Source organism: Leucothrix arctica (genome assembly GCF_003172895.1).
Taxonomy (GTDB): Bacteria; Pseudomonadota; Gammaproteobacteria; order Thiotrichales; family Thiotrichaceae; genus Leucothrix; species Leucothrix arctica.
In genome coordinates this window covers 579574-604329 of record NZ_QGKL01000042.1, presented here as the reverse complement: position 1 = coordinate 604329, position 24756 = coordinate 579574, and the positions used below count along the sequence as shown (strand labels likewise).

Annotated in this window: 25 protein-coding genes; 9 read left to right on the top strand and 16 right to left on the bottom strand. The window is 44.2% G+C overall.

Translation table 11 applies throughout. The annotated features are described in order from the left end of the window. The first annotated feature begins 80 nt into the window (after positions 1-80). The 4 genes from trxB (at position 81) to DKT75_RS19860 (ending at position 3438) form a co-directional block, all read left to right on the top strand. Positions 81-1040, top strand: coding sequence for a thioredoxin-disulfide reductase (gene trxB, locus DKT75_RS19875; protein ID WP_109826253.1), 960 nt, complete (start codon positions 81-83; stop codon positions 1038-1040). A 12-nt stretch (positions 1041-1052) separates the two neighbouring features. Beyond that, positions 1053-1814 carry a leucyl/phenylalanyl-tRNA--protein transferase gene (gene aat, locus DKT75_RS19870; protein ID WP_109826251.1) on the top strand — a complete coding sequence of 254 codons (762 nt, stop codon included), beginning with the start codon at positions 1053-1055 and terminating at the stop codon, positions 1812-1814. Positions 1815-2015: 201 nt separating this feature from the next. Then, positions 2016-2816, top strand: coding sequence for a hypothetical protein (locus tag DKT75_RS19865; protein WP_109826249.1), 801 nt, complete (start codon positions 2016-2018; stop codon positions 2814-2816). Positions 2817-3021: 205 nt separating this feature from the next. Continuing rightward, positions 3022-3438 (top strand): hypothetical protein, encoded by a 417-nt coding sequence (locus tag DKT75_RS19860; protein ID WP_146201412.1) that lies wholly within the window; start codon positions 3022-3024, stop codon positions 3436-3438. Here the strand turns inward: DKT75_RS19860 and DKT75_RS19855 are convergent. Then, positions 3435-3998 carry a GlcG/HbpS family heme-binding protein gene (locus DKT75_RS19855; protein ID WP_109826245.1) on the bottom strand — a complete coding sequence of 188 codons (564 nt, stop codon included), beginning with the start codon at positions 3996-3998 and terminating at the stop codon, positions 3435-3437. The genes DKT75_RS19860 and DKT75_RS19855 overlap by 4 nt on opposite strands. Before the next feature lie 294 nt (positions 3999-4292). Here DKT75_RS19855 and DKT75_RS19850 point away from each other — a divergent pair, with 294 nt between their 5' ends. Together DKT75_RS19850 and DKT75_RS19845 are read left to right on the top strand one after the other, a co-directional pair. Continuing rightward, the gene (locus tag DKT75_RS19850; RefSeq protein ID WP_109826243.1) at positions 4293-4811 is read left to right on the top strand and encodes a fumarylacetoacetate hydrolase family protein; all 519 of its coding nucleotides are present in this window, start codon (positions 4293-4295) and stop codon (positions 4809-4811) included. 238 nt (positions 4812-5049) lie between these two features. Next, positions 5050-5544 (top strand): hypothetical protein, encoded by a 495-nt coding sequence (locus DKT75_RS19845; RefSeq protein WP_109826241.1) that lies wholly within the window; start codon positions 5050-5052, stop codon positions 5542-5544. Between the two features lie 274 nt (positions 5545-5818). On the opposite strand, the gene DKT75_RS19840 is transcribed toward DKT75_RS19845, so the two are convergent. From DKT75_RS19840 to DKT75_RS19820, 5 genes are all read right to left on the bottom strand, one after another. Then, positions 5819-7975, bottom strand: a complete 2157-nt coding sequence (locus DKT75_RS19840; RefSeq protein ID WP_109826238.1) for a DNA topoisomerase — start codon at positions 7973-7975, stop codon at positions 5819-5821. Positions 7976-8137: 162 nt separating this feature from the next. Continuing rightward, positions 8138-9061, bottom strand: a complete 924-nt coding sequence (arcC, locus tag DKT75_RS19835) for a carbamate kinase (protein WP_109826236.1) — start codon at positions 9059-9061, stop codon at positions 8138-8140. Between the two features lie 2 nt (positions 9062-9063). Continuing rightward, entirely contained in the window at positions 9064-10065 is a 1002-nt protein-coding gene (gene argF, locus DKT75_RS19830; protein ID WP_109826233.1) for an ornithine carbamoyltransferase, read from the bottom strand. A gap of 18 nt (positions 10066-10083) precedes the next feature. After that, the gene (locus tag DKT75_RS19825; RefSeq protein ID WP_109826231.1) at positions 10084-11325 is read right to left on the bottom strand and encodes an arginine deiminase; all 1242 of its coding nucleotides are present in this window, start codon (positions 11323-11325) and stop codon (positions 10084-10086) included. 44 nt (positions 11326-11369) lie between these two features. Next, positions 11370-12833: a YfcC family protein gene (locus tag DKT75_RS19820; RefSeq protein WP_211665503.1), complete on the bottom strand. Its 1464-nt coding sequence runs from the start codon at positions 12831-12833 to the stop codon at positions 11370-11372. 224 nt (positions 12834-13057) lie between these two features. Between DKT75_RS19820 and DKT75_RS19815 the strand changes: the two genes are divergently transcribed. Then, on the top strand, positions 13058-14977 hold the full coding sequence (locus tag DKT75_RS19815; protein WP_109826228.1) for a PAS domain-containing hybrid sensor histidine kinase/response regulator: 1920 nt from the start codon (positions 13058-13060) through the stop codon (positions 14975-14977). Positions 14978-15030: 53 nt separating this feature from the next. Here DKT75_RS19815 and DKT75_RS19810 read toward each other — a convergent pair whose 3' ends face one another. Beyond that, positions 15031-15633 (bottom strand): HdeD family acid-resistance protein, encoded by a 603-nt coding sequence (locus DKT75_RS19810; RefSeq protein WP_109826226.1) that lies wholly within the window; start codon positions 15631-15633, stop codon positions 15031-15033. A gap of 227 nt (positions 15634-15860) precedes the next feature. Between DKT75_RS19810 and DKT75_RS19805 the strand changes: the two genes are divergently transcribed. Further along, complete coding sequence (locus DKT75_RS19805; protein WP_158278926.1) at positions 15861-17423, top strand: PAS domain-containing sensor histidine kinase; 1563 nt, start codon at positions 15861-15863, stop codon at positions 17421-17423. Next, positions 17416-18030, top strand: coding sequence for a response regulator transcription factor (locus DKT75_RS19800; RefSeq protein ID WP_109826222.1), 615 nt, complete (start codon positions 17416-17418; stop codon positions 18028-18030). The genes DKT75_RS19805 and DKT75_RS19800 overlap by 8 nt, the downstream gene beginning before the upstream one ends. Positions 18031-18032: 2 nt before the next feature. Here the strand turns inward: DKT75_RS19800 and DKT75_RS19795 are convergent, their stop codons facing one another. The 9 genes from DKT75_RS19795 to atpD are packed head-to-tail and all read right to left on the bottom strand — an operon-like array spanning position 18033 to position 24591. Next, positions 18033-18917: a F0F1 ATP synthase subunit gamma gene (locus DKT75_RS19795; RefSeq protein ID WP_109826219.1), complete on the bottom strand. Its 885-nt coding sequence runs from the start codon at positions 18915-18917 to the stop codon at positions 18033-18035. A 9-nt stretch (positions 18918-18926) separates the two neighbouring features. After that, on the bottom strand, positions 18927-20453 hold the full coding sequence (locus DKT75_RS19790) for an alternate F1F0 ATPase, F1 subunit alpha (protein ID WP_109826216.1): 1527 nt from the start codon (positions 20451-20453) through the stop codon (positions 18927-18929). Continuing rightward, positions 20446-21207 (bottom strand): F0F1 ATP synthase subunit delta, encoded by a 762-nt coding sequence (locus DKT75_RS19785; RefSeq protein WP_158278925.1) that lies wholly within the window; start codon positions 21205-21207, stop codon positions 20446-20448. Before DKT75_RS19785 ends, DKT75_RS19790 begins: the two co-directional genes overlap by 8 nt. 1 nt (position 21208) lies before the next feature. Next, positions 21209-21487 (bottom strand): F0F1 ATP synthase subunit C, encoded by a 279-nt coding sequence (locus tag DKT75_RS19780; protein WP_109826210.1) that lies wholly within the window; start codon positions 21485-21487, stop codon positions 21209-21211. Next, a complete protein-coding gene (locus DKT75_RS19775) occupies positions 21480-22190 on the bottom strand; it encodes a F0F1 ATP synthase subunit A (protein WP_109826208.1) in 711 nt (236 codons plus the stop codon). The genes DKT75_RS19780 and DKT75_RS19775 overlap by 8 nt, the downstream gene beginning before the upstream one ends. Then, complete coding sequence (locus DKT75_RS19770) at positions 22187-22474, bottom strand: ATP synthase subunit I (protein ID WP_109826206.1); 288 nt, start codon at positions 22472-22474, stop codon at positions 22187-22189. Before DKT75_RS19770 ends, DKT75_RS19775 begins: the two co-directional genes overlap by 4 nt. Continuing rightward, the gene (locus DKT75_RS19765; RefSeq protein ID WP_109826204.1) at positions 22471-22767 is read right to left on the bottom strand and encodes an AtpZ/AtpI family protein; all 297 of its coding nucleotides are present in this window, start codon (positions 22765-22767) and stop codon (positions 22471-22473) included. Before DKT75_RS19765 ends, DKT75_RS19770 begins: the two co-directional genes overlap by 4 nt. After that, positions 22760-23185, bottom strand: coding sequence for a F0F1 ATP synthase subunit epsilon (locus DKT75_RS19760; protein WP_211665502.1), 426 nt, complete (start codon positions 23183-23185; stop codon positions 22760-22762). Before DKT75_RS19760 ends, DKT75_RS19765 begins: the two co-directional genes overlap by 8 nt. After that, entirely contained in the window at positions 23182-24591 is a 1410-nt protein-coding gene (gene atpD / locus DKT75_RS19755; RefSeq protein WP_109826202.1) for a F0F1 ATP synthase subunit beta, read from the bottom strand. Before atpD ends, DKT75_RS19760 begins: the two co-directional genes overlap by 4 nt. Positions 24592-24756 lie beyond the last annotated feature (165 nt).

Sequence of the window (24756 nt, the reverse complement as noted above, 5' to 3'; positions counted from 1 at the left end):
ATTTATTATACCCGTGATTTACCTTAAGAGCCCCTTTCCGTACTATTGCACCCACTAACTACATAATTCAGGATTTTTCCATGCAAGATACGAAACATTGCCGCTTATTGATTCTTGGTTCTGGCCCTGCCGGTTACACTGCTGCTGTCTATGCTGCACGTGCCAATTTGAATCCTGTTTTAATTACGGGTATGGAACAAGGTGGGCAGCTGACAACGACAACAGATGTTGATAACTGGCCTGGTGATAATGATGGTGTTCAAGGTCCAGAGTTAATGGATCGCATGCGCAAACATGCTGAGCGCTTTAATACTGAAATGATTATCGACCAGATTGCGAGTGTCGATTTCAGTAGTCGTCCTTATAAATTACAAGGAGATACTGGGAGTTATACATGTGATGCATTAATCATTTGTACGGGTGCTTCTGCAATGTACCTAGGCCTTGAATCTGAAGAAGCATTTAAAGGTAAAGGTGTTTCTGCTTGCGCAACGTGTGATGGTTTCTTTTATCGTAAGCAGCGTGTAGCGGTGATTGGTGGTGGTAATACTGCGGTCGAAGAAGCGCTGTATTTATCTAACATTGCTTCAGAAGTATTCTTGGTACACCGCCGTGACTCTCTTAAGTCTGAAAAGATCTTACAAGATCAAATCTTCGAAAAAGCGAAAAACGGCAACATCACTATTCTTTGGGATAACGAACTAGAAGAAGTGCTAGGTGATAAGTCGGGTGTGACAGGTATGCGTATCAAGCACACTAAGACCAATGAAACACAAGATATCGATGTTCATGGTGTGTTTATTGCGATTGGTCATAAACCAAACACAGGTATTTTCGAGAGCCAACTAAACATGAATGGTGGTTACATCGTTGTGAATAGCGGCAGTAACGGAAATGCAACGGCAACAAGTGTGCCTGGTGTATTTGCTGCGGGCGATGTGATGGATCATATTTATCGTCAAGCGATTACTTCAGCCGGTACAGGCTGTATGGCTGCGCTAGATGCTGAAAAATATCTTGATGCACTCAGTGAAGTCTAACCGAATAATCCAATGTCTAATTCGGAACTAACTTACTTAGAACCTAATGCGATCGATGAGGCATTTCCTCCGCCAGAAATGGCGTGGGATGAGCCCAATGGCCTTATTGCTATTGGTGGGGACTTGTCCCCTACTCGCTTAATTAATGCTTATCATGCTGGTATATTCCCTTGGTTTAATGAAGATGAACCTATCTTTTGGTGGAATCCTGATACTCGTTCAGTCCTATTTCCAGAAAACATTTCGTTTTCAAGAAGCTTGAGAAAGACGATTAGAAATAAAGGTTACACCATTGCTTTTGATAGAGATTTCCAAGGTGTTATAGAGGCTTGTGCTGCGCCACGTTCTTATAGTGAAGACACGTGGATTTCTCCTGAAATGCAAAATGCTTACTATCGCTTGCATAAGATAGGTGTTGCTCACTCTGTAGAAGTCTACAACGCGCATGATGAGCTTGTGGGTGGGCTTTACGGTATCAGTAGTAATGGTGTGTTTAGTGGTGAGTCTATGTTTAGTACTGAGCGCGATACGTCAAAAATTGCGTTTGTAGCACTTGCTTGGTATGCCCAGCATGTTGGTTATCGTCTAATAGACTGCCAAATTGAAAACCCGCACTTAGTCAGCCTTGGTGCTACTAATATTCCCAGAAAAGATTATTTGAAAATATTAAAAACATCAGTTCATCCTAAGGGGGCTGACTGGGTTTTTGATACATCTGTGGATCTCTCTCGTTGGCAACCTGTTAAAAGTGACTTGGTTTTACCTATTTTTTAAGGTGCTGAATCAGGTTCAAATGTTGCCGATAAGCGGTACTAAAAAGCAGATGAAAAACATTTTTAGTTAATTGTTTCAAATACTTAGAATATATTTGCGGAAATCAGAACTTATCCTTAAGATAGCCGTCTCAACGCTTAGTAGCACAGGATGTGCTGCGTTTTTATTCCAAAAAAAACGAATCAATTAGGAAGTAATAAAATGATTAAGCCCCTCAGTTTATTAAGCATTAGTACGATTGCTTTGCTGGCAACGACTCAAGCTCATAGCCATGTACTGTGTGCGCCAAATAATCCCCAGCTAATACAGAGCCACTCTCACAACCAAGCGTATACAGTGCCTCGTATTCAAGTAAGTCAGCAAAATAACCAAAAGCATGTGCAGGCTCAAAGAGCGCGTCAACAAAAGGCACTTGCTAACCAGCAGCGAATTACACAGCAGCGACGTGCCCAAGCGCTTGCGCAACAGAAGCAAGCACAAGCTAGAAAAAATGCAGTTATTCAGCAGCAGCGTGTTGCAGCTCAACGTGCTCAAGCAGCACGTCAAAAGGCAGCACTTATCGCGTCACAGCGTGCAACAGCTCAAAGAAGACAAGTAGTTAGTAAGCCTGTGTATCGTACGCCTGTTCAAACGGTGCGTTACGTAGCGCCTGCTCCTGTTGTTTATGTACAGCAGCCAGTTTACCGTGCACCAGCACCAACTAGAGTTTATAGACCTGCTACGTCGTATGTATCAGTTCAGTTATCAAGTGGCTCAAATAGACATTATCACCAGCCTGCAGCGCGTGTTCAGCAGCGTCATGTGAATACCTATAACTCAGGTCGTCACAATAACCGCATGAATGCACAAAACAGACAGTTCCGTTCAAATGGTAATGCACGTGCTGCGTATCGTTATGCGCCTCAAGCTCACCGTAGTAATGGAAGTCGCCATATCAATGGTGGTAATAACCATCAGAAAGGTCACTCTGGTAAGGCTGTTTATTACAACACGCATAAGTAATTGCCTAATTTAATTTTATCTTAATGGTTAATAACGGTGTATCTGTCATGGATATGCCGTTTTTTTTGCATTTAATATTTACATAACTGCAATAAAATTAAATGTGCTAAAAATAAACAATAAAGAAATTGAACCGAAATGGTTATTATTTCATCTAACCCTGTGAATAATGATTTTTGTCTAAATTTATCCACTTGGGGAAGAAATGAATAACAATAAACTAAGACCCGTTATGTTAGGTGCCGTTTTAATTGGCTTGATGAGTGTACAAGCCAGCTATGCTTCAGTTGAGGGTGTTATGTCCATCCAAGGAAAGCAAGCTAAGTCGATAGTACAGGGCAGCAATCTTGGAAAATTAACGCCTAGGGAAGTAAAGAAATTAACACGCGAGCAACAAGACATTAAAAAGCTTGAGCAAAGTATGAAAGTAGATGGGGTCATCAGTTCTGAAGAGCTGAGTGTTTTATTTGCTAAGCTTGAGATATCACGAAAGAATATAAATCGCTTATCAAGAAACAGTATAAGTACTTCTGCTAAGACCGCAAAGAAATTGTCATCCAGAGATGATCAAAGTCGGTCAGCTAGATCGTCTAGCAGAAGTATCAATGAGTTAGGGCGCTAGTCCTTACTTTTAACTTCAGGCACTTCAGCTTTCGCTTCTTCTAAAGCGACTGCTTGCTCTTTATCAGCAATAATGGCGTCAATTACTACCTGGGCGCCAGCTTTTGCACATAAGTCATCTTTAGCACCTGTACTTGACCCACTCACACCGACAGCACCATAGATAATGTCATTGACAGTAATCAACACACCACCTGCTGACATAAGTACGCCATGGCTCCGCCCTACTGCAGTATCAGAAAGGTCTGCTAGTTGAGTTGTGTTCTTTTGAAAGTTAGCAGCGGTATACGCTTTTTTACGACTTAGTTCAGATGAGATAGCACTAGCATTAGTATCTCTTAAAATAACTTGAGTGAGGCCATTTCTGTCTACGACAGTAGCGCTCACATTTTGCGTGTCCTTTCTACATTCTGCGATGCTACTTTGGGCTGCTTCAAGTGCAGATGCTAGGCTCAACTGATGAAACAAAGTCGTATTTTTAATACCGCTATTGTCTGCTGCGATAAGTGGTGTAGTCAGTATTACTGCGAGGCTTAATACGAGGCTTTGTTTAAGTTTCATTGCATGTCCTTTTTTCTAATTGGTTTTGATTATATTAGTTGCCGTAGTGACTGTAGGGTTCAAGCTTAAGGTTAAAATAGCCCAGTTAATACTATAAACTCTATACATATAAGTTAACTGGGAGCGTAACACTGATATGCTGCCTTAAAAGTAATCAAATAACGCTATAGGAATTTACGTATGAATTTGGGTAGTTGTATTTATAAGCATAGCACCGCTGTCTTTATCGAGAGTGAATAGCAATATTACTTACCGGTATTGTCAGACCCCTTAGCGTCTGAACATTGGCAAAGTATGCAGTTGCTTATAGCGCACCCTTCTCGTGAAGAACTACTTGCATCAGTTGATCTATCTAAAGATATTCGAGTCAGTAGAGACCAAATTCAACTGCTAGCGCCAATTCCTCGACCTAATAAAAATGTCATTTGCATGGGTCTTAATTACTTTGACCATATCGCCGAAGCCGCTTCGGCTGCTGGCCGCACGGCACGTAAACCAAAAGCGCCAATTGTCTTCACCAAGGCGAATACATCAGTGATTGGTCCTGACGCTGCAATTCCCGATGATCCTGAAGTCAGTGAGCAATTGGACTGGGAAGTCGAGTTAGCAATCATCATTGGAAAGACGGGTAAAAAAATCCCTGTAGACAAAGTACATGAGCATATTTTCGGTTACACGATTGTGATTGCAACAGGAACCCCCGATGGTGTCGGCTTTGCCCGAACGCCTGCAGAATATTTAAAGGCTGGTGATGTTGTTACGTGTAAAGTTGAAGGTATCGGTGTCTTAGAAAATACTTTAGTTGCAGTTTAAAATTGTGATTAGTTTTTTTTATGGCAATCTTGCTAAGATACAGTGGCTTAGTAACCTTACCGCTACTTTATAGCCAATATTTTGAGGGAAAATTGAACTATATTAGTGGAAACCGAACTAACTGATAAATTATTGCAATATCTAACAACCGTAAACAGGATGCATATTCTGTTATTTATCGATACAATACGCTGTATGCCTCTTGCAGAATAGCCCCGTACTTTAGGATCTCCTGGTGATGAAAGTTTTTTATGTTTCGGCATTAATTTTGATGTCATTCCATGCCTCAGCTGCACAAAACTCTCATCTAAATGACTTTGCTAATATCTTTGATAAATACTGTTTTGATTTCAAAAATGATCACAGTGCTGCCGGTGCGCTACTAGAAAAAGATGGCCATACTCGCAACCCTGAGTTTCAAGATGCTTATGAGATCGTTATAGGCACAGTTGATTATGCAGTCACTCCACAAAACTACGATTGTACGGCAGATGTTTTGATCAAGCGTAATGGTAAGTCACTTTTTACTCACGCTGAACTCAATACCTACTTAATCAAAGAGTTTGAGTTAACTGAGACAAGTCGAAGTTCTTTTGACGATGTGGCGCTGAATAACCGCAACACTCAAATTCGTCAGACAGACTACACTGCACCGTCAGGTCATAACTACCGACTTCTATTCCCATTAGATAATCAAGAAAGTTATTACATGACTTTCACGATTGATTGGTAGTCACCTACTTTCACGGTCATAAGCGACCTATTACTTCATTTGCTCGCTTAATCTTTAAAGTTTTTTTCGTAGCTGCTGAATACCTCTACTGCTGCTTTATAAAATATCCAAAGAAAGAACAGTACTATCATTGCCGTCATCAGTAAGAACATTGCGGCCTCCGTGCAATGGCAATCACCGAATAATATCGGTAGATCTGTCTATTCAGACTCAAAAGGCCCTATAAAGTTGCAGACATTACCGATATAGCAATGAGGCATCAGATTTTAGAACATCATTCCTCATTTGAGCTAGGCACACCTTCGCGATCAAATGCCCGATAATCACAACTTGGGTATTTGCTACAGCCCCACCAAAAAACACCCTCTTTTTTAGCTGGCCGACGAATCAAGCCAGAGTCACACTTCGGACAACAGTGTTCTGTTGAAACAATCGCTTTAGTATCTTCCAGCGCTGGTTTCCCTTTTACATCAGAAAACGTCGCCTTACATGTCGGAAACTCTGAGCAACCCCAAAATGGTACTTTTTGTTGATTTTGGCGAAGTCTTAAATGGCCTTTGTTACAAACAGGGCAAGCCACCGAGCTAACATGCAAATCCATGCCCTGCACTTTCACTCGCTCAATCTCATCCGCGATGATCACATTTACCTCACCAATTAAGTCTTGATAGTCCATCAACCCAGACTCAATACGCCGCTGTTTTTCATGCCATAGCGCCGTTAAATCAGGTTTAACCGCAAATGGTGGTAGTGCGTCATGGAACTCACGGCCAATACTAGTGCTCGTAACATGACCATCGCACTGCTCAATATAGTCTCGGGAAAATAGTGTTTCAATATGTCCATGACGTGTTCCGGGCGTCCCGATACCCACAGACTCGCCTTGTTGGTCTGCATCTTTCTCAAGCAATAAGCGTTTGATCGCCGGATCAGTCACGTAGTTAGCAATTCGTGTCAGATCAAGTAATAACGTTTTCATGGTGTAACGGTCTGGCGGCACTGTTTGTTTATTGATAACAGTAGTATTTAACAGCTTGGCATGATCATAGTGGGTAATTAATTCAAAACTGTCCTTCGCAATACCATCCAGTGCATGAGTGCTTTCATCGCCATCCATAACTGCACGCCAACCGGCATCAACATTCACTTTACCTTTAGCTTCAAAGGTATGACCAGCAATCTTAAACAACATGCATGTTACACGAACGCGCTCTTCAGGATAAAACTGTGCCAAATAAGACATGGTGATGAGTCGGTAAATCCGTTGCTCCTGCTCGCTCAGTTCCGCTAAGTCAGGCACGCTAGCCGTTGGGATAATCGCATGATGCGCACCCACTTTTTTAGAATCAAATGCAGCACTTTTATGGTGGCTGTCACAACTCTCAGCTTCTGGGAAATTAGCTGTGAGCTTTTCAATCAGTATCGTTGCTTCTCTAAAACGCTCGTCACTTAAGTAGCGACAGTCACTACGACTGTAGGTAATTGCTTTATGCGCATCACGAAGTCGCTGAGTGGTATCCAATACCTGCCTTGGTGAATAGCCATATTTCTCGGCCGCTTCGGCTTGTAAACTCAGCAAGCTATGAGGTAATGGTGGAGATACCTTCTGTTCTTTTATATCAACCGACTCAATTTTTACTAGGGTGTTCGTGGTTTCAGCCACTATCTGGTCAGCAAATGCTGGGTCAATCAGGCGCTGTAACGGGTCAACTAAGTCACCGGGTTCAGGCAAGTAGTGAGCGACTATTTGCTTTCCTTCAACCTCAATCGTGGCTTGTATCGTTTGATAGGTATAAGGCCGGTATTCGTCATGTCGTTTATCGCGTGCGACGATGAGTCCCAGTATTGGTGTTTGCACTCGTCCAACCGATAACACACCCACATAGCCCTGCTTACGTGCTAGTAATGTATAAGCGCGGGTTAAGTTGAAACCATAATGCTGATCACACACTGCACGAGCCAAGGCTGACAGCGACATACCACGATAATGGTTATTGCTACGCATGCTTAAAGAGGCGCGTAGGATAGCTGCAGGGTTATTATCATTAATCAAAATACGCAGCACAGGTTTATCTAACCTTGCATATTCAATGACTTCATCCACTAAGCGTTGACCTTCAGGGTCAGGCTCACCCGCATTAACCAGTTCATCTGCGGAACGGGCTAATTCAATAATATTAGTCAAATGCTCACGCTGATTATCCAGTGGTGTATAGCTTATTGGCCATTCCATGGGTAAATAGTCTAGTGACCATTGTTTGAAATCTTCATTGTGCTCTTCGGGCTTTCTTAAGCGCAATAGGTGTCCGGACAACCAAGTCACCTTCTCGTCGTCAATATCAAAGCAGATACCGTCTGGCACGGACGGGCCGCCCAGCGCAATTGAGATGGATACAGCGGTTTCTTTTTTCTCTGCGATATATAAACGCATGATCATCCTTAATTGTGCACTTAATAAAGACTAACAATTTTAAAGGATTATAGCGTTATTTTACGGCAGAATATTAGTTGTTCATGCTAATTCATTTGAAAAGTTAAAATAGCCAAAGGCCCACCCACCATTGGCGTTTTAAACAAGCTGTTTAGACAGCAATTACATTAACGGCACATGCTTAGAAATTATGGTGCCTGCGGCTCCTTCCACAATTTTCAAAGCATCACTTAAGGTGCCAATACCTGCATGGCCACCTGTCGCATTAGCAAAGTCACACGCCGCTTCAACCTTGGGTTGCATAGACCCTTTGGCTAAAGGCAGCTTACTCACTGTCTTTGCAGAAATCTGTCTGATCGGCATTTGCTTTGGTGTACCCCAGTTTTCATAAACCGCATCAACATCAGTCAACATTAGTAACATATCGGCCCCAAGCTTTTCGGCAAGTAAGGCACTCGCCCTATCCTTATCGATAACGGCTTCAACACCCATAGTGCTTCCATCTGGTTGTCGTACAATTGGAATACCGCCACCGCCCGCACAAATCACGATGATGCCATGTGTTAGCAATAGCTCAATCACGGGAATATCGGGTATCGAAATGGGTTTTGGTGAAGCAACGACTCGACGGAAATGGTCACCATCCGCTGCGACTGTCCAGCCTCGTTTTGTGGCCAAACTATCCGCTTCTTCCTTGGTATAGATAGGCCCTACAGGCTTAGATGGGTCGCTAAACGCAGAGTCATTCGGGTCAACTTCAACCTGCGTCAGCAGCATCACGACTTGTTGTCCCGCAGGCAGCGCATTCTCAAGCTCTTGCTCAATCAAATAGCCAATCATGCCTTCAGTTTCAGCACCCAATACATCCAAGGGATAAGCCTCATCCGGTTTATATGCAGCGCCTTGTAGCGCCAACAAACCGACTTGAGGGCCATTTCCATGCGTAATAATGACTTGATGGCCGGCCGCAATCACTTCAGCGATTGACTGAGTGGCAACCTTTGTATGGGCACGTTGATTCTCCACAGTTAAAGGCTCGCCACGCTTCAATAAGGCATTACCGCCCAGTGCTATGACTATCAGCATGACTAGTCTCCCATCATTGAAACGAGTACCGCTTTAATCGTATGCATACGATTTTCGGCCTGATCAAACACGATGGATGCTTCAGATTCAAACACCTCTTCAGTCACTTCCATGCAGTCCAGTCCAAACTTTTCCTTTATCTCCATACCTGTCGTGGTATCGGTATTATGAAACGCAGGTAGGCAATGCATAAATTTCGTATTCGGGTTGCCGGTTTTTTGCATCAATTCAGTATTCACTTGATACGGTGTTAGCAAATCAATGCGCTCTTGCCATTTCTCTGGTGCTTCACCCATCGATACCCATACATCGGTATAAATAAAATCGCAGCCTTTTACCGCTTCTGTAGGGTCTTCCGTGACTAACAAATTAGTGCCAGTTTCGGCGGCTACCGACTCTGCATATTGAATAATCTCTTTTGTTGGCCAGCACACTTTTGGCGCACATAAACGCACATTCATGCCTAGCTTGGCGCCACCAATCAATAAGGAGTCACCCATGTTATTTTCAGCATCACCGATAAAACAGTAGGTAATTTCAGTCATTGGTTTTTCACTGTGCTCGCGCATGGTCAATGCATCGGCCAAAAACTGCGTTGGATGATATTCATTGGTGAGGCCGTTAAACACCGGGACGCCAGAGAACTCAGCCAGTTGCTCAACAATCTCCTGACCGAAACCACGATACTCAATACCATCGTAAATTCTGCCTAGTACACGAGCGGTATCTTTAATGGTTTCCTTGTGACCGATATGTGAACCGGTTGGGCCTAGAAAAGTAACATTAGCGCCCTGATCATAGGCGGCAACTTCAAAGCCTACCCGGGTTCGTGTTGAGTTTTTTTCAAAGATTAGCGCGATGTTCTTTCCCTTTAAACGCTGCTGTTCCGTTCCCGTGTATTTAGCAGACTTTAAATCAGCGGCCAATTTCAGTAAGAATTTTACTTCAGTCGGGCTGAAATCTTTAATCTTTAACAAGCTTCGATTACGTAAATTGAATGGCATTTTGTAACTCCTTAATTATTAAGCAACAGGGTCGCGTTGGATAGGGCAAGTCATGCAGTGAGCACCACCACGCGCACGGCCTAACTCAGCGCCTCGGGCAGTAATCACTTCGATACCGGCTTCGCGTAACTTGTCATTAGTAAAGGTGTTGCGCTCATAACCAATCACCACGCCTGGCTCTAGCGCAAATACATTATTGCCGTCGTCCCACTGCTCGCGCTCGCGCTCATAGCTATCGCCGCCGGTGGCCACGACCTGTAACTTTTTAATGTCCAAACACTCTGCGGTTACATCAAATAAGTCTTTCTTTTCTTCACGAATATCAACCGTTCCCGCAACATCCCCAGCGCGTAATGAGTAGCACTTAATGGTTGAAGCAACTTCAACATAGCTGGTGGCAGTATCGTGACCGCATAAGCTAAATACCGTATCCAAATGCATCGCTGAGCGTGCTTTCGGCATTTCACAAGCAACCACACGTTGTGCCGCACCGGAGGCAAATAATGACTTAGCCACCTGCCCCACCGCTTGTGGTGTTGAGCGCTCACCCATGCCAATTAAAACAGTGCCATTACCGATAGGCATCACATCGCCACCCTCAAGCGTTGCTGGGCCGTGATCAATATCAGGGTCACCCCACCAGATATTCATCGCTTGCGCGGTAAATAAAGGGTGAAAACGATAGATAGCCGCCATTAACAGCGTTTCCTGTCGGCGCGCTTGCCAATGCATTGGGTTTAGCGTCAGACCGTTATAAATCCAGCAACTATTGTCACGTGTGAAAATAGCGTTTGGAACAGGTGGAATAACAAACCCCTCAGAGCCTAGGTAACTGCCAAACATGCCATGAGGTTTAAACGGAAGGTCATGAACAGCGATACCCCCAATAAGGAACTCAGCTAAGTCAGCAGGCTTCATCTCATTGAGCCAGCCTCTTAGTTCGTCTAACATGCCAACGCCGACTTGATCTTCGGTAATGCGACGGTCTAACACCCAAGTACGGCTTTGAGGCGAAGACAGAACTTCCGCGAGTAACTCATGAACATCTAACACATCGATACCGCGCTCTGTCATGCGTAAGCAAAAATCAGCATGGTCCTTTTTTGCCTGTTCTACCCAAAATACATCGTCGAATAATAGCTCGTTGCAATTCATTGGGGTGACACGGGTATGTGCCAAACCCGGTCGGCATACGATGACTTTATGCAATTTTCCAACTTCAGAATGAACACCGAGTGCTTCGGTTAAGTTATGAGACATGCTATTTACCTTTTAACAGTTCTACGTCTGTAGATAATTGATTATTAAGCCATTGCACCGAGACTAAGTGCCGCCATAATGAGAATAGAAAGGATGATCAATAGTGGCCAAACAAAGCGTATCCACTTGTCGTAAGACACTCGTCCAATCGCAAGACCACCCACGACAACAGCCGAGGTTGGTGTAATCAAATTAACGATGCCACACGCTGATTGGTAAGCCGTTACCACAAGCTCACGACCGACGCCTGAAAAGTCAGCGAGTGGCGCCATGATTGGCATACTCAAGACCGCTAAGCCTGAAGTGGAAGGCACAAAAAATGAAAGCAGCACTTCGATGCCGTACATAACATTGATGAAAACCACGGCTGAATAGCCTTTTACGGACTCCGCAGACCAGTTCAAAATGGTGTCGGTAATATGCCCTGCATCCATCACAACCACGATGCCTCTTGCGATACCAATGATTAAGGCAACACCCAGTAGATCACGCGCACCTTCAACGAAGGCATCGCTAAATCCTTTTTCACCGACTCGACCAATCACACCAATAACGAGTGCTGAACCAAGAAATAGTGATGCCATTTTTCCCATCCACCAGCCTTGCGATGAAACACCCCACACCATCACGGCGAAAGTCAGGGAAAACACCACCAAAATAACCGACTGAGATTTAGTCAAACGTGCATCGTCTGCGGCGACTTGCTTCAGAAAGAACTCTTTATTGCTTTCATTTTGTGCGGCCACGATGGACTTGCTTGGGTCTTTCCGAACTCTATGGGCATACCACATCACGTATGCGGTACAAATCAACCAACCCACCACCAAAATAACTAAGCGCAATGTCATTCCTTCAGTGAAAGGAATACCTGCAGCGTTAGAGGCAATCGTCGTTGCAAATGGGTTGATAGTAGAGCCCAGTACGCCAATGCCAGCGCCGAGCATTATGATCGCGACGCCTGTTACTGAGTCGTAGCCAGCGGCAATCATGATAGGAATGATGAGGATATAAAACGCCAGCGTTTCTTCCGCCATGCCGTAGGTTGTTCCTCCAGCAGCGAATAACGCCATCATGATGGGGATCATCCATATTTCTTTCCCCTTCATGCGAGTCATCGCACGTGCTATGCCAGTATTGATAGCACCTGTAGAATTAACTACACCCAGAAAGCCACCAATTACTAGCACAAATAAAGCGACATCAATGGCATTAGCCATCCCTGAGTCAGGATCGTAAAAGCCTTGAATGGGCGCCATGAGAATGTCGGAGATGCCCTGATGATTTGCATCCACCAGCTGATAAGTGCCGGGTACGGGAACATCTTTACCTAAGGCTTCATTTTGGACTCGGTCGAACTGCCCCGCAGGTACGATCCAAGTTAGCGCAGCCATGAATACAATTAGGCCAAACAGAATGGTATAAGCCGTCGGGAATTTTGATTGTATCGCGTTGACCATGCCCGATTTCTCGGTGGGTGGTTGTAGCGGGCTTTCGGTTGAATTAGCCATTTGGTATCCTCCAATAGTGTGTAAACACGCTGTGCGTACACTAGAACAACTGATGAGGATTAACTTTAGGGCTTAGTGCTGTGACTAACTATCCGTAGATGTGCTTAACGCACTACGTAGTTGCCACAAGTGTCTACGTACTAGTTAGATCTTTCTGTGAATATTCATCCCTATTAAGCTAAACTTACTAGGACCTTGGTCTAAATATTTCATCTGAGAATAATATGACGAAATCTGACAGCGCTATAAAGACAAGCAAAATCGACACGATCAATGAGCTTAATTTAAGTAATGTGCTGGAAAACTCTCTGAATGAAATTTACATATTTGATACAGCCACTTTAAAGTTTATCCAAGTCAATAAAGGGGCGCGAAAGAATCTGGGCTATGGCATGGATGAGCTGTTGGCTATGACGCCGGTAGACATAAAGCCTGAACATACCAATGAAACGTTTAACCAAGTCATCAAGACGTTGGCATTGGATGAAAAACAAAAGATTCAATTCAACACGCTACACCGCCGTAAAGACGGCACTGAATACCCTACAGAAGTGCACCTACAAAAAATGCACTTTGACCAAAGGTCTGTGTATGTCGCGATCATTATCGATATTACAGAACGAGTGCAGCGCAAGTTAGACCTTGTTCAAGCCCACGCCTTTCTTGACTCAGCACCGGATGCGACCGTGGTTGTTGATAACCTTGGCAATATAAAAGTAACCAATCATCGAGTGGTTGAGTTACTGGGTTATAGCGCGAGTGAGCTAAAGCTTATGAACGTCGATGATTTAGTGCCACAGCCTTATCGATCCGCACATGCTGCTCATAGAGATACGTTTTCTAGTAACCCCATAGCACGAGGAATGGGGACTGGTTTAGACTTATCGGCGGTAACGAAGGATGGCCGTAACCTTCCTATTGAAATTAGTCTCAGTCCCATTGATACCGCTGATGGCATGATGGTGGCCGCTGCAATCCGTGATATTTCTGCCAGAAAAGCGTTTGAAGAAGAGCTACGACTGGCAAAGCAACAAGCAGAAGATGCGACTCAAGAAAAGTCTCGCTTTCTGGCCGCTGCGAGTCACGATCTTAGGCAGCCATTACAAGCCTTACGACTCTACCTCTCTACACTATCGGTTCAACTAGACCAACCCAAGCAAATAGAACTTAGCGAAAAAATGAATTTATCGCTCGACTCTATGGGTGGCTTATTGGACGCGTTACTGGATATTTGTACGCTTGAATCGGGCTCGATTACTCCCCACAAAGTTGAAGTACCGTTAGTTGATTTTCTCAAAAAAATGGAGGCGTGTAATTCGGAACAGATCGCAGCGAAAGGTTTAACATTTACCTGTTCTCCAGTGACGTGTGTTGTCAAAACTGACCCTGCATTGTTGGCGCGCATTGTTGAGAACTACCTCACAAACGCGATTCGCTATACCTGCGCTGGAACAATTAGTATTGACTGTCAGTTGCATGATGAACACGTGTGTATAGCGGTGTCTGACACTGGGCAAGGCATTCCAGAACACGAGCTCGAGGGTATTTTTAATGACTATCATCAGCTTAATAATCCGGTGCGAGACAGGACTAAAGGCTTGGGTTTAGGCTTGTCGATAGTGAAAAAAATCGCAGGTATTCTTGATCATAATACTGCTGTTTCATCGGTAGTCGGCAAAGGCTCAACGTTTAGTGTTGATGTGCCTTTAAGTCAATCTTCACTGTTAGATGCTTTAAATGAAAGTGATAATAATCATTCGTTTACTAAAACTATGTCATGTGATGGTTTAACTGTTTTGGTTGTTGATGATGATCCTGCAATAGTCGATGCGATGGCAGAACTGCTCGGTGTTTTTGATATGGATGTGGTGACTGCGAGCTGTGGTAAAGAGGCGCTTAAACATATTCAAGAAGGTACTCAGCCTGACTTTATTTTGACCGACTACCGACTTCCTGAGATGAATGGCGTGGAGCTTATCAGTCAACTTAGAGCGGCGACTAAGAAGTCGATTCCTGTGGTCATTATGTCTGGTGATATTTCGGATCAGACGTTGGAGGCGGGCAAACTAGAAAATTGCACGGTACTAGCTAAACCCGTCAATATCGATCAACTACTGTCATTGATTAAACCTGCTGGCGCGTAGACTTCGGAGGTATGTGTACAGCTCGAAGTCTACGCGTTAAACGTGTCCTTAAGTCAGGCTTGGTCTTTGGTTAATTGACGCTGCATCCAACCCATATACAGTAGAGCCCAACCATCAAAGAATAGACTAATAGAAATATATAGACCAATGATAATTAGCGTGCCTTCTGGCCAGCTCATTAGAAATAATACTGCCAGTGCTAATGATGTCACCCCATTAAAAATCATCCAACCCCAGCCTTTTACTGGACGTAATAAGTAGGCAAATGTAAAGCTACTCAGTGCATCTAATACTAAGTAAACCAGTAGCAGTGAACCAATAAAGGCAACACCACGGAGTGGGTAAAACAACATTAAGCAACCAGTGATTAATAGTATGATTGGTTTCAACCACTGAACCCAGCCATATGATTTGTAGTTATAGATGTGTACTAGCCAAAAAATACTCCCTAACAAGAGAGTGGCTCCGATGATCAATGTGGCCTCTACTGCGATCACACCAGGTAGTAGTACCCCAAGACAACCTGTCAGTATGAGTAATATTCCGATAATGATGGAGTAAGTGCCAAACTTAGGAATCATAGCAAGCACCTCAAGTTGGGCATCTTTAATATCATTACTTTGTATCGTTTCATTGTTCATGCTTGCTTGTGTCATTACCTTATTCCTTAAAAAGTATCAGAAAACGATCTTTATCATGGCAATAAGGTTACGCTTTTTAAATCGCTGAAACAGTCGAGCTTATACGTAGTTTGATTGTGGAAAGTACTTAGTGCTGCTGAGTATTTATCGAAATTTTGAAATAAACCATTGCTATAAATGACGATAATAATCATATTAGAAGATCCCTGATGTCTATTGTTTTTACCCCCAAAGATACTCAAATGAAACCTGAAATAAGCAAAAGTGATTCTTCAGAAGACACCTTCTTAGAAAATATTGTAGAGCGTTTGCCCTGTGTGATTTTTAGGTGTTTGAATAACTGTGATTGGACAGCTTTATTTGTCAGTCAAGGCGCATACGACCTAACTGGGTATATCGATCAAGAATTAATGGATGAAGGCGTACCATCCCTCAGGTCATTAGTCGTTCCTGAGCAACAAGCGCATGTTTGGGAAGAAATACAAACAGCCATCAAGCAAGAACTTCCTTTTGAAGTGACTCACCGCCTCATTACAAAAACAGGCGAAGAGAAATGGGTCATGATAAGAGGTGAGGCAAATTACACCGCAGAATACTGCACCTCCCCTGACGCAACCATTCCTAAACTCATACTTGACGGTATGATGTTTGATGTCACAGATCAGAAGTTGACCGAACTGAAAGCCCAAAAAGACAGTGATGGGCTTCATGAAATTATGGTCGAGTCTATTGAGGGCGTGCTGATTCATCGAAATGAGCGGGCGCTATTTGTGAATAAGTCGCTGATCAATATTTTGGGTTATGAGAGTTACGATCAAGTTTTAGAACTAGAAAAAGTATCAGCCTTATTTGCTCCCTACGAGCGTTATCGCATGGATGGGTATATTCAAGCTCGAATGAACGGTGAAGCAGCACCGACAAATTATGAAGTAGACGCTCTGCATCGAGATAGCTCGATCAGGCACTTGGAAGTTAAGTCAAGCCTCATTTATTGGAGAGAAAAGCCAGCCATCTTGAGTGCCTATATTGATAGGACCAAGCTTAAGGTGGCACAGCAAAACGCAGAGCGCCAGCGCCAAGAGTTCTCTCATACCAATAGACTCAACATGCTGGGTGAAATGACCGCCAGCATTGCACATGAGCTTAACCAGCCGCTAACCGCCATCGTTAGCCGCTGTGCTGCTGCAAAAAACCGAATTAGCACAGACAATCCTGACTTAGGGAAAGTTAAACAAGCACTAGAAAGCATTGAAGAACAAGCGTTACGCAGTGGCGAAATTATAAAGCAGCTGCGTGCGATTGTGAAACCCAAAACTAATCAGTACGAAACTGTGAATTTAAATGACTTGTTAGATGAGTGTCTTAATTTCATTAAAGTTGAAGGTTTATTTTTTAATACTCGAATAAAAACAAATATCACCCCAGAACTACCATTGGTTATAGCTGACGCGACTCAAGTTCAACAGGTTATTTTAAACCTCATCCGTAACGCTAGCGATGCGATGCAAGGCTTAACCAATAGCGACCGATGTATAAAAATCTCTGCGATACCGCACGATGATAGTGCCGTACAAATTTCAGTGTGTGATAGCGGTAAAGGCATCACCGATAAGCAGGAAGAAAACCTATTTCAGTCATTTTACTCTACCAAAGAAGACGGCATGGGGATGGGGTTATCCACTAGTCGATCCATTATTGCCGCACATAACGGGCACCTTTGGTTTAGTCATAATACTGAGCAAGGTGTCACCTTCCGCTTTACATTGCCGATAGATGTTGATCAACAAGGAGTAAGGAATGACTAATCAGAGGCTGACTGTATTTATTGTTGATGACGATCAAGCTGTGCGTGATTCGCTGACAGACTTAATGGATTCAGTAGGACTGACGACCACAAGTTATGCGACAGCCGATGACTTTCTGGCTGACTATTCTAAGGAACGAATGGGTTGTTTGGTATCGGATATTCGGATGCCGGGCATGAGCGGATTAGAGTTACAGCAAGAGCTGAATCGTCGTGAAGCGATGCTGCCTATTATCCTTATCACTGGGCATGGTGATGTCCCTATGGCTGTACAGGCGATGCGAGATGGCGCGTTAGACTTTATTCAAAAACCGTTTCGTGATCAGGCGCTCTTAGACCTTGTGAATCAAGCCCTACAGAGTTGTGATAAGCAACAAAACTTACAGCAACAGACAGAGTCCGTTAAAAGTCACATTCATGACCTGACACGACGTGAAAACCAAGTAATGGAGATGATTGTGGAGGGTAAAGCCAACAAGGTAATCGCTATTGATCTTGGCTTGAGTCAGCGCACCATCGAAGTTCATCGAGCGAATGTGATGCATAAACTAGAAGCACGTTCGGTAGCTGACTTAGTACGAATCGTGACACAGTCAATGCAGTCGTAGATCTATTGTTTGTCATCTGACATCGCTTCGAAACTAGCAATAATGTCGAGTAGTTCATTGGTAATAATATCTTGGCGTGCTCGACGATATTCACCTTCTAATTCTTCAGTATGTTCATCCAAGTTTTTCTCAGCAGATTGCATGGCCGTCAAACGACTGCCGTGCTCCGCAGACTGACTCTCCGCACACGCTCGAAACAGCGAGATAAAAAAGTACTGATTGATTAAGGATGAGAGTAATTGATCACGATCCATCGTGTAGGTCGGTAGGCTAGTACCGGGCCAGTCCTCTCTATCAACCGTATGGTACTTGTCCAATTGCAAAGGTAATAAGGCAAGTTTGTTCGGTTGATACGACGCTCTATTATTAGGATGGTTATAGAAAAGGTAGAGGTCTTTTAGGTTTCCTTGTTCACGCCAATTATCTATGAATAACAATATCTGTTGTACGCTGTTGACGATCTGGCTGGCACTTGCTGGCAAGGTGAGTACTTCATCCGCTGGATGCCCTGCTCTTTCTAACAAGTCTCCCGCTCGTAATCCAAGGCAAAGAATTTTTGGCTTCACCTCGCCTGACAGAGATTTCATATGCTCAAGTGCATGCTCGGTAATATCTTCGTTAAAGCGCCCACACATGCCATGATCAGAGCCAAAAACAATCGCAGCAAAACGACCACTTTGAGCAGGTGGGTTAACAACTTGCGTCAAGTTGTCACGCATGACGATATTCAAACCTAACTCTACGGTGTGCCAATAATCCACTAGCGACTCTATTGCCATTTCATATTGATGGATATTTGATGCAGACAACGCCTTCATGGTCGACACGATATTGTGCAGATCATTCATGCTTTTGATTTTTTGCTGTAATCGCTCTGGCGTTTCCATAGTGATTCCTTATCCCTTGATCACGCCAATGAGGAAGTCCATGAGAGACTGCCAGTCTGCGTCGCTCAGCTTTTTCCCAGCATCCACTTTTGTAGCAAGAGGCTTCATCTGAGTGTCTAAAGCCGTGGCGATTTTTTGTTGTGTCTTAGCCAGTTGGTCTAATTCGACCTGATCAAACAAACCTTCATTGACTGCTTTAAGCATCGCAATTTGTTGAATAACCGTCAGTGGTTTGTGTTCTGCTTGCTTTAACACTTCACGTACACGTTTACCCCGTGTAATAGCCGCTTGGCTTTCGTCATCAAGGCGGGAGGCAAAACGCGCAAACGCTTCAAGTTCTTCAAATTGAGAATAGGATAAGCGAAGATCACCTGCTACCTCACGGTACGCAGGTAACTGTGCTTTACCACCCACACGCGATACTGATCTACCCGTGTCAACCGCCGGTAATAATCCTTTACGGAACAATCCGGGTGATAAGTAAATTTGGCCATCAGTGATAGACACCAAATTAGTAGGTATATACGCGGATATATCCTCAGCCTGCGTTTCAATGATTGGTAGTGCTGTCATCGAGCCGCCACCTAGTGCGACAGAAAGCTGTGTTGAACGCTCAAGTAGGCGCGAATGAATATAAAAAATATCCCCAGGGAAAGCCTCACGACCCGGTGCTCGTCTCAGCAGTAGTGATAACTCGCGGTAGGCGCGTGCATGTCTAATCAAGTCATCATAAACGATTAGCACTGGCTTACCTTGATCACGAAACCACTCGGCCATGGTCGTAGCGGCATAAGGGGTCATGTACTGTAAACCCGGCTGATCTTCGCCTGATGTTACAACGACAATGGTTTGTTCCAGCATCTTAGCTTCACGAAACGTCTCGACCACCCTTGCGACTGCTGTACCTCGTTGACCGATGGCACAATAAATACAGATCATCTCTGTGCCACGTTGGTTGATGATGGTATCAATCGCTACTGAGGTTTTACCCGTCTGGCGATCACCCACAATTAGCTCACGTTGGCCACGACCAATAGGTATCAACGCATCTATCGATTTAATACCGGTTTGTAACGGCACTTTTACCGGCGCTCTATCCATGATTGCTGGTGCTTCACGTTCCATCGGCATACGTGTATGAATATTCAGTTGAGAACCACCATCAAGGACCTTACCTGTGGCATCTACTACTCGACCTAACAAGGCATCACCGACGGGTGTGTCTGCGACATGACCAGTACGTCTAACAACCTCGCCTGCTTTTATTTTTGGGTCATCGCCAAGCAATATGACACCGATCTCTTCAACACCAAGATTTAGCGTAATACCTAAAACATTCCCAGGAAATAACAATACCTCTTCAGAAAATGCGTCAGGCAAACCTTTAACACGCGCAATCCCGCCACCGACAAACGTAATAATGCCCGTCTCAGTCATCAATAAATCTGCGGCAGGTTTTGCCAGTGCTTCCGTATAAATTGATGCTACTTTATCAAGCGAGTTTTGAAGGTCTTGTGTTGGCTTTAAGTCAGGCATTAGATTCTGACTCCCTATCAAGGGTTGCTAATAATTGCTGATCTAACTGTTGTAGGTGGCCCTGCATATTCCAGTCAACTTGATAACCGTCAGTTTGAAGCGAGATACCACACAGTAAATCACTGGACACCTTGAACTCAATCTCGGTTGAGTTATTGATGACATCACCAATAGACTGTCTAATCTTTTGTTTGGTGTCAGTATCTAGCTCAAAGGCACTGATGACATTCATTACCTCGGTAGTCTCTTTTAAAGTCTGAAGCACCGTGTCGTCTAGCTTATTTAGGCGTAGTAAAAACACTTCAATAATCTGTTTTTCAAGCGTTGTATCAGCCAGCTCCCCGAGCACTTTACGACCAGTATCTTGAATCACTTTCACAGACGTTTTACGTAAGTTTTTGAGGTAGTCCTGCTGCTCCTGCTTTAACCCATGCTGCCATAAATCACGCTGCTGCTTCACGTCTTCACGCGCTTGAGTCATGAGCTGCTGTCGCTGTTGTTGAGCGTCGGCTTCAGCCTGTTGTAAATGTGTAGCGCTATCTTTTTCTAGAGCCGCATATTTACGTTCGTATTTTTCCATTGTTGACTGAGCGGTTTGCTCGCGCTGTTGTGCGTCAGCAATGTTATCTGCAATTGCTTGTTGGCGTCTGTCCATCGCATCAATCACAGGGCCGTATAAAAAGTGCTTTAACAACCACACCAATAACAGAAAGTTGACGATTTGAGCGCTTACCGTGAGCCAGTCGATTTGCATGTTAGTTGCCTGCTGCTGTTTTTGCATATTCCCAGAAAGGATTAGCAAAAATCAGGATCATAGAAACAACAAAACAATAGATAGCCACTGACTCAATCATCGCCAGACCCACAAACAAGGTACGGGTAATAGTGCTAGATGCATCTGGTTGTTGAGCGATGGCAGTCAGTGCCTGAGCAACTGCTCGAGACTCGCCAAATGCTGGCCCGATCGAGCCGATGGCAATTGTTAGTCCGGCAGTAATAATTGAAACAACAGCAATGATGCTATAGCTATCCATTTTGATCTCCTTTTGGTATTTTGTCTGGTTGAGGTTGTTCGTGTGCAGAGGTTGCAGACGCAATGTAAACCATCGACAACATGGCAAATATATAGGCTTGAACAGTGCCGGTAATAAGCCCTAGCAACTGCATTAATAATGGAAAGAAGAACGGTGTCAGACTCAGTAAAATACCGACAATGACCGTGCCACTCATAATGTTTCCATAAAGCCGTATGGCTAATGAAATGGTGCGAGTGAGCTCACCAATAATGTTAAATGGCAGCATCAAAGGTGTTGGTTCGATATATTGCTTAAGGTAAGCACCGACACCATCGTTAGCGATACCAAATAGCGGCACTGCTACAAATACACTAATGGCTAATGCCGTAGTGGTTGATAGCGAGCCTGTTGGTGCGACAAAGCCCGGTATTAACTCCAGTAAATTAGACGTTAAGATAAATATAAATAACGTACCAATAAAGGACAGATAGCGAGCGGCTTCCTGCCCGCTAACCTCTTTTATTTGGGCTTGAATGCCAGTCACTAGCACTTCCAGTAAGTTCTGCCAGCGCGGGATTTCTGCTTCAATCGTTAGCTTGCGTGTAATTAGCCATGAGCCACCGACAAGCAAGATCATAACGACCCACGTAAAGGCCAGCGTCGCGTTTATATGCAGGAAACCCCACTGCCAATAAATAGTACTGTCAGGTGTAATGCTCATGCGGTTGCCGGGCCGTAGCGTCTATTAAGCATCAAGCGCATCAAGGTTAGGCCGATCAGTCCAGTCACCAAACCCTGCCAACTTGCAGTGAGCATGATGAGATAAAACACCGACATCACAAACCCATTGCGTAACAACAAGCTAGAGATCATAAGTAGCCCAGGGTTGTTGATTTTAGGCAGTTTTAAAAGCGTTAACCAAAGGCCGAAAAAATAGATATAACCCGCTAAGCCACCGATTAAAAAGCTAATAATGAGTGCCAGTATATTTGTAGAATCTATCATTTTTTATTCTCCTTTTGTATCCAAAACCATGCGTTAAAACAGCCAATAATGAGTCCGACAATCAGTAAGTTTAACGTCCATGAAACGTGTCCAATCGTGTGGTCATCAATCCACTTTCCCAGTAAAACACCAAGCAACGTCGGGACAACAACCGCCCAGCCAACGAGACCAAACATGCCTAGACCAAACCACACTGAACGATGCTTTTCTTCCTGTGCACGTATTTTGATTTCTGCTTTACTGTCTACAGACTTCAAAAATCGATCTTGCTGTTGTGGTTTATTCTTATCCATAGCGTTGTTTCTCAAGCTGTATAAAGTGTCGCATCACCCCTGCTTCCAACCGAGCTAGCGCACTACGAGCAATACGTTGTTCTTCGTCTAATTTAATAAAGTGTTCTTTCACAAGTGCATGTAAATGATTCAAGTCATCACCACGCACTGCATTAAAAACAGATACCAATACTTCGCTGCCATGTTTTATGAGTGTCCCAATATCGACTGCTACGTATTGTTCTTTGCCGTCTGCATGAGTAAAGGTCAAAATGCCCGGCACCAGTGCGGCCACAAAATCAATGTGTCTTGGCAATAAGCAAAAGCTGCCATTTTGTGCTTCTGCAATCACCTTAGTTACCGACTCTTCTAGCAGCACGTTTGTGGGTAATAGCAACTTCAGCGTCATGGCGTTGCTTGGGGGAGTCGTTTGAGTCATGACTTAGCCACCGCTTCATCGATTGAGCCGATCATGTAGAGCGCCTGCTCTGGGTAATCTACAAACTCATCCGCAAGAATACGTTCACAACCCTCAATGGTGTCCTCTAGGGCAACGGTGCGGCCAGTGTTCCCCGTAAACTGTTCTGTGGTATGGAAAGGTTGCGTCAGAAAACGTTCTAAATGTCTGGCGCGACTAACGACTTTACGATCTTCAGTCGATAACTCCTCAAGGCCCAACATAGCGATAATATCTTTCAAATCTTCATATTCGGCGAGCGTGCTACGCACTGACTGAGCCACATTAAAATGACGCTCACCTACTACGCTAGGATTCAACATTTTAGAGTTTGACTGTAACGGGTCCATCGCGGGGTAAAAGCCTTGAGAGGCGCGTTTACGCGATAACACCACCGACGCTGAAAGATGCGCGAAAGTATGAGTCGCTGATGGGTCTGTTAAGTCATCCGCAGGTACATAAACCGCCTGAACAGAGGTAATAGACGCAGAAGCGGTGCTACAAATACGCTCTTCAAGCTCAGATAGCTCGGATGCCAGTGTCGGTTGATAACCAACGCGTGATGGAATGCGTCCCATAAGGCCAGACACTTCTGTACCTGACTGAATGAATCGAAAAATGTTATCAATCATCAACAATACATCGCGCTTCGCCGTATCTCTGAAATACTCAGCGATAGTCAATGCAGCATGTCCGACACGAAAACGAGCACCTGGAGGCTCGTTCATTTGACCAAACACGAGTGCGGTATTATTCAAAACACCCGCCTCACCCATTTCACGATAAAGCTCTTCGGCTTCACGGCTACGCTCACCGATACCGCAAAACAGACTGACGCCTTGATATTGTCCAGCGGTGTTATTAATAAGCTCGGTGATGAGTACTGTCTTACCCACTCCCGCACCACCAAATAAACCCGACTTACCGCCTCGCTCTAATGGCGCTAATAAATCAATGGCCTTAATGCCTGTAGTGAATATTTGCTGTTGTGTAACTCGGCGCGACAAAGGAATGGGAGCTTGATGAATGGAGTTATGTTTGTCTGTTTTAAGTGGCTCACCATTGTCGATGGTATGACCTAATACATTGATCATACGACCCAATAGTTCTTCGCCCACGGGCACTTGTAATGGCGCACCTGTATCGATGACCGTAGTGCCTCTTGATAAGCCTCTAGTGGCTGCCAGTGCAATGCACCTTACAGTTGTATCATTGATGTGGGTTTGCACCTCAAGCATCAGTGGTGGCTTACTGTCGATGCGTAAAGCTTGACGGCGAGCAGGCAAAGGATGCGTGAAGCACACATCAACAACGCTGCCGTTAACTGCACTGATATAGCCCAACGGTTGTGAGTCATCAGTGCTAGATGTATTCGCTTGTGTTTTCATTATATGAACTACTTCTCACCGAGAAAGACAACAGTTTCATAGTGTCATTTGACTGGGGTATTGGTAATCCGTAGTTAAACGTAGATGGACTGTGGATTGTACGTAGAACGACTTTACTAGAGATAATGATTCGCAGGCCTCAGGAGACCAACGAATCACAACTTC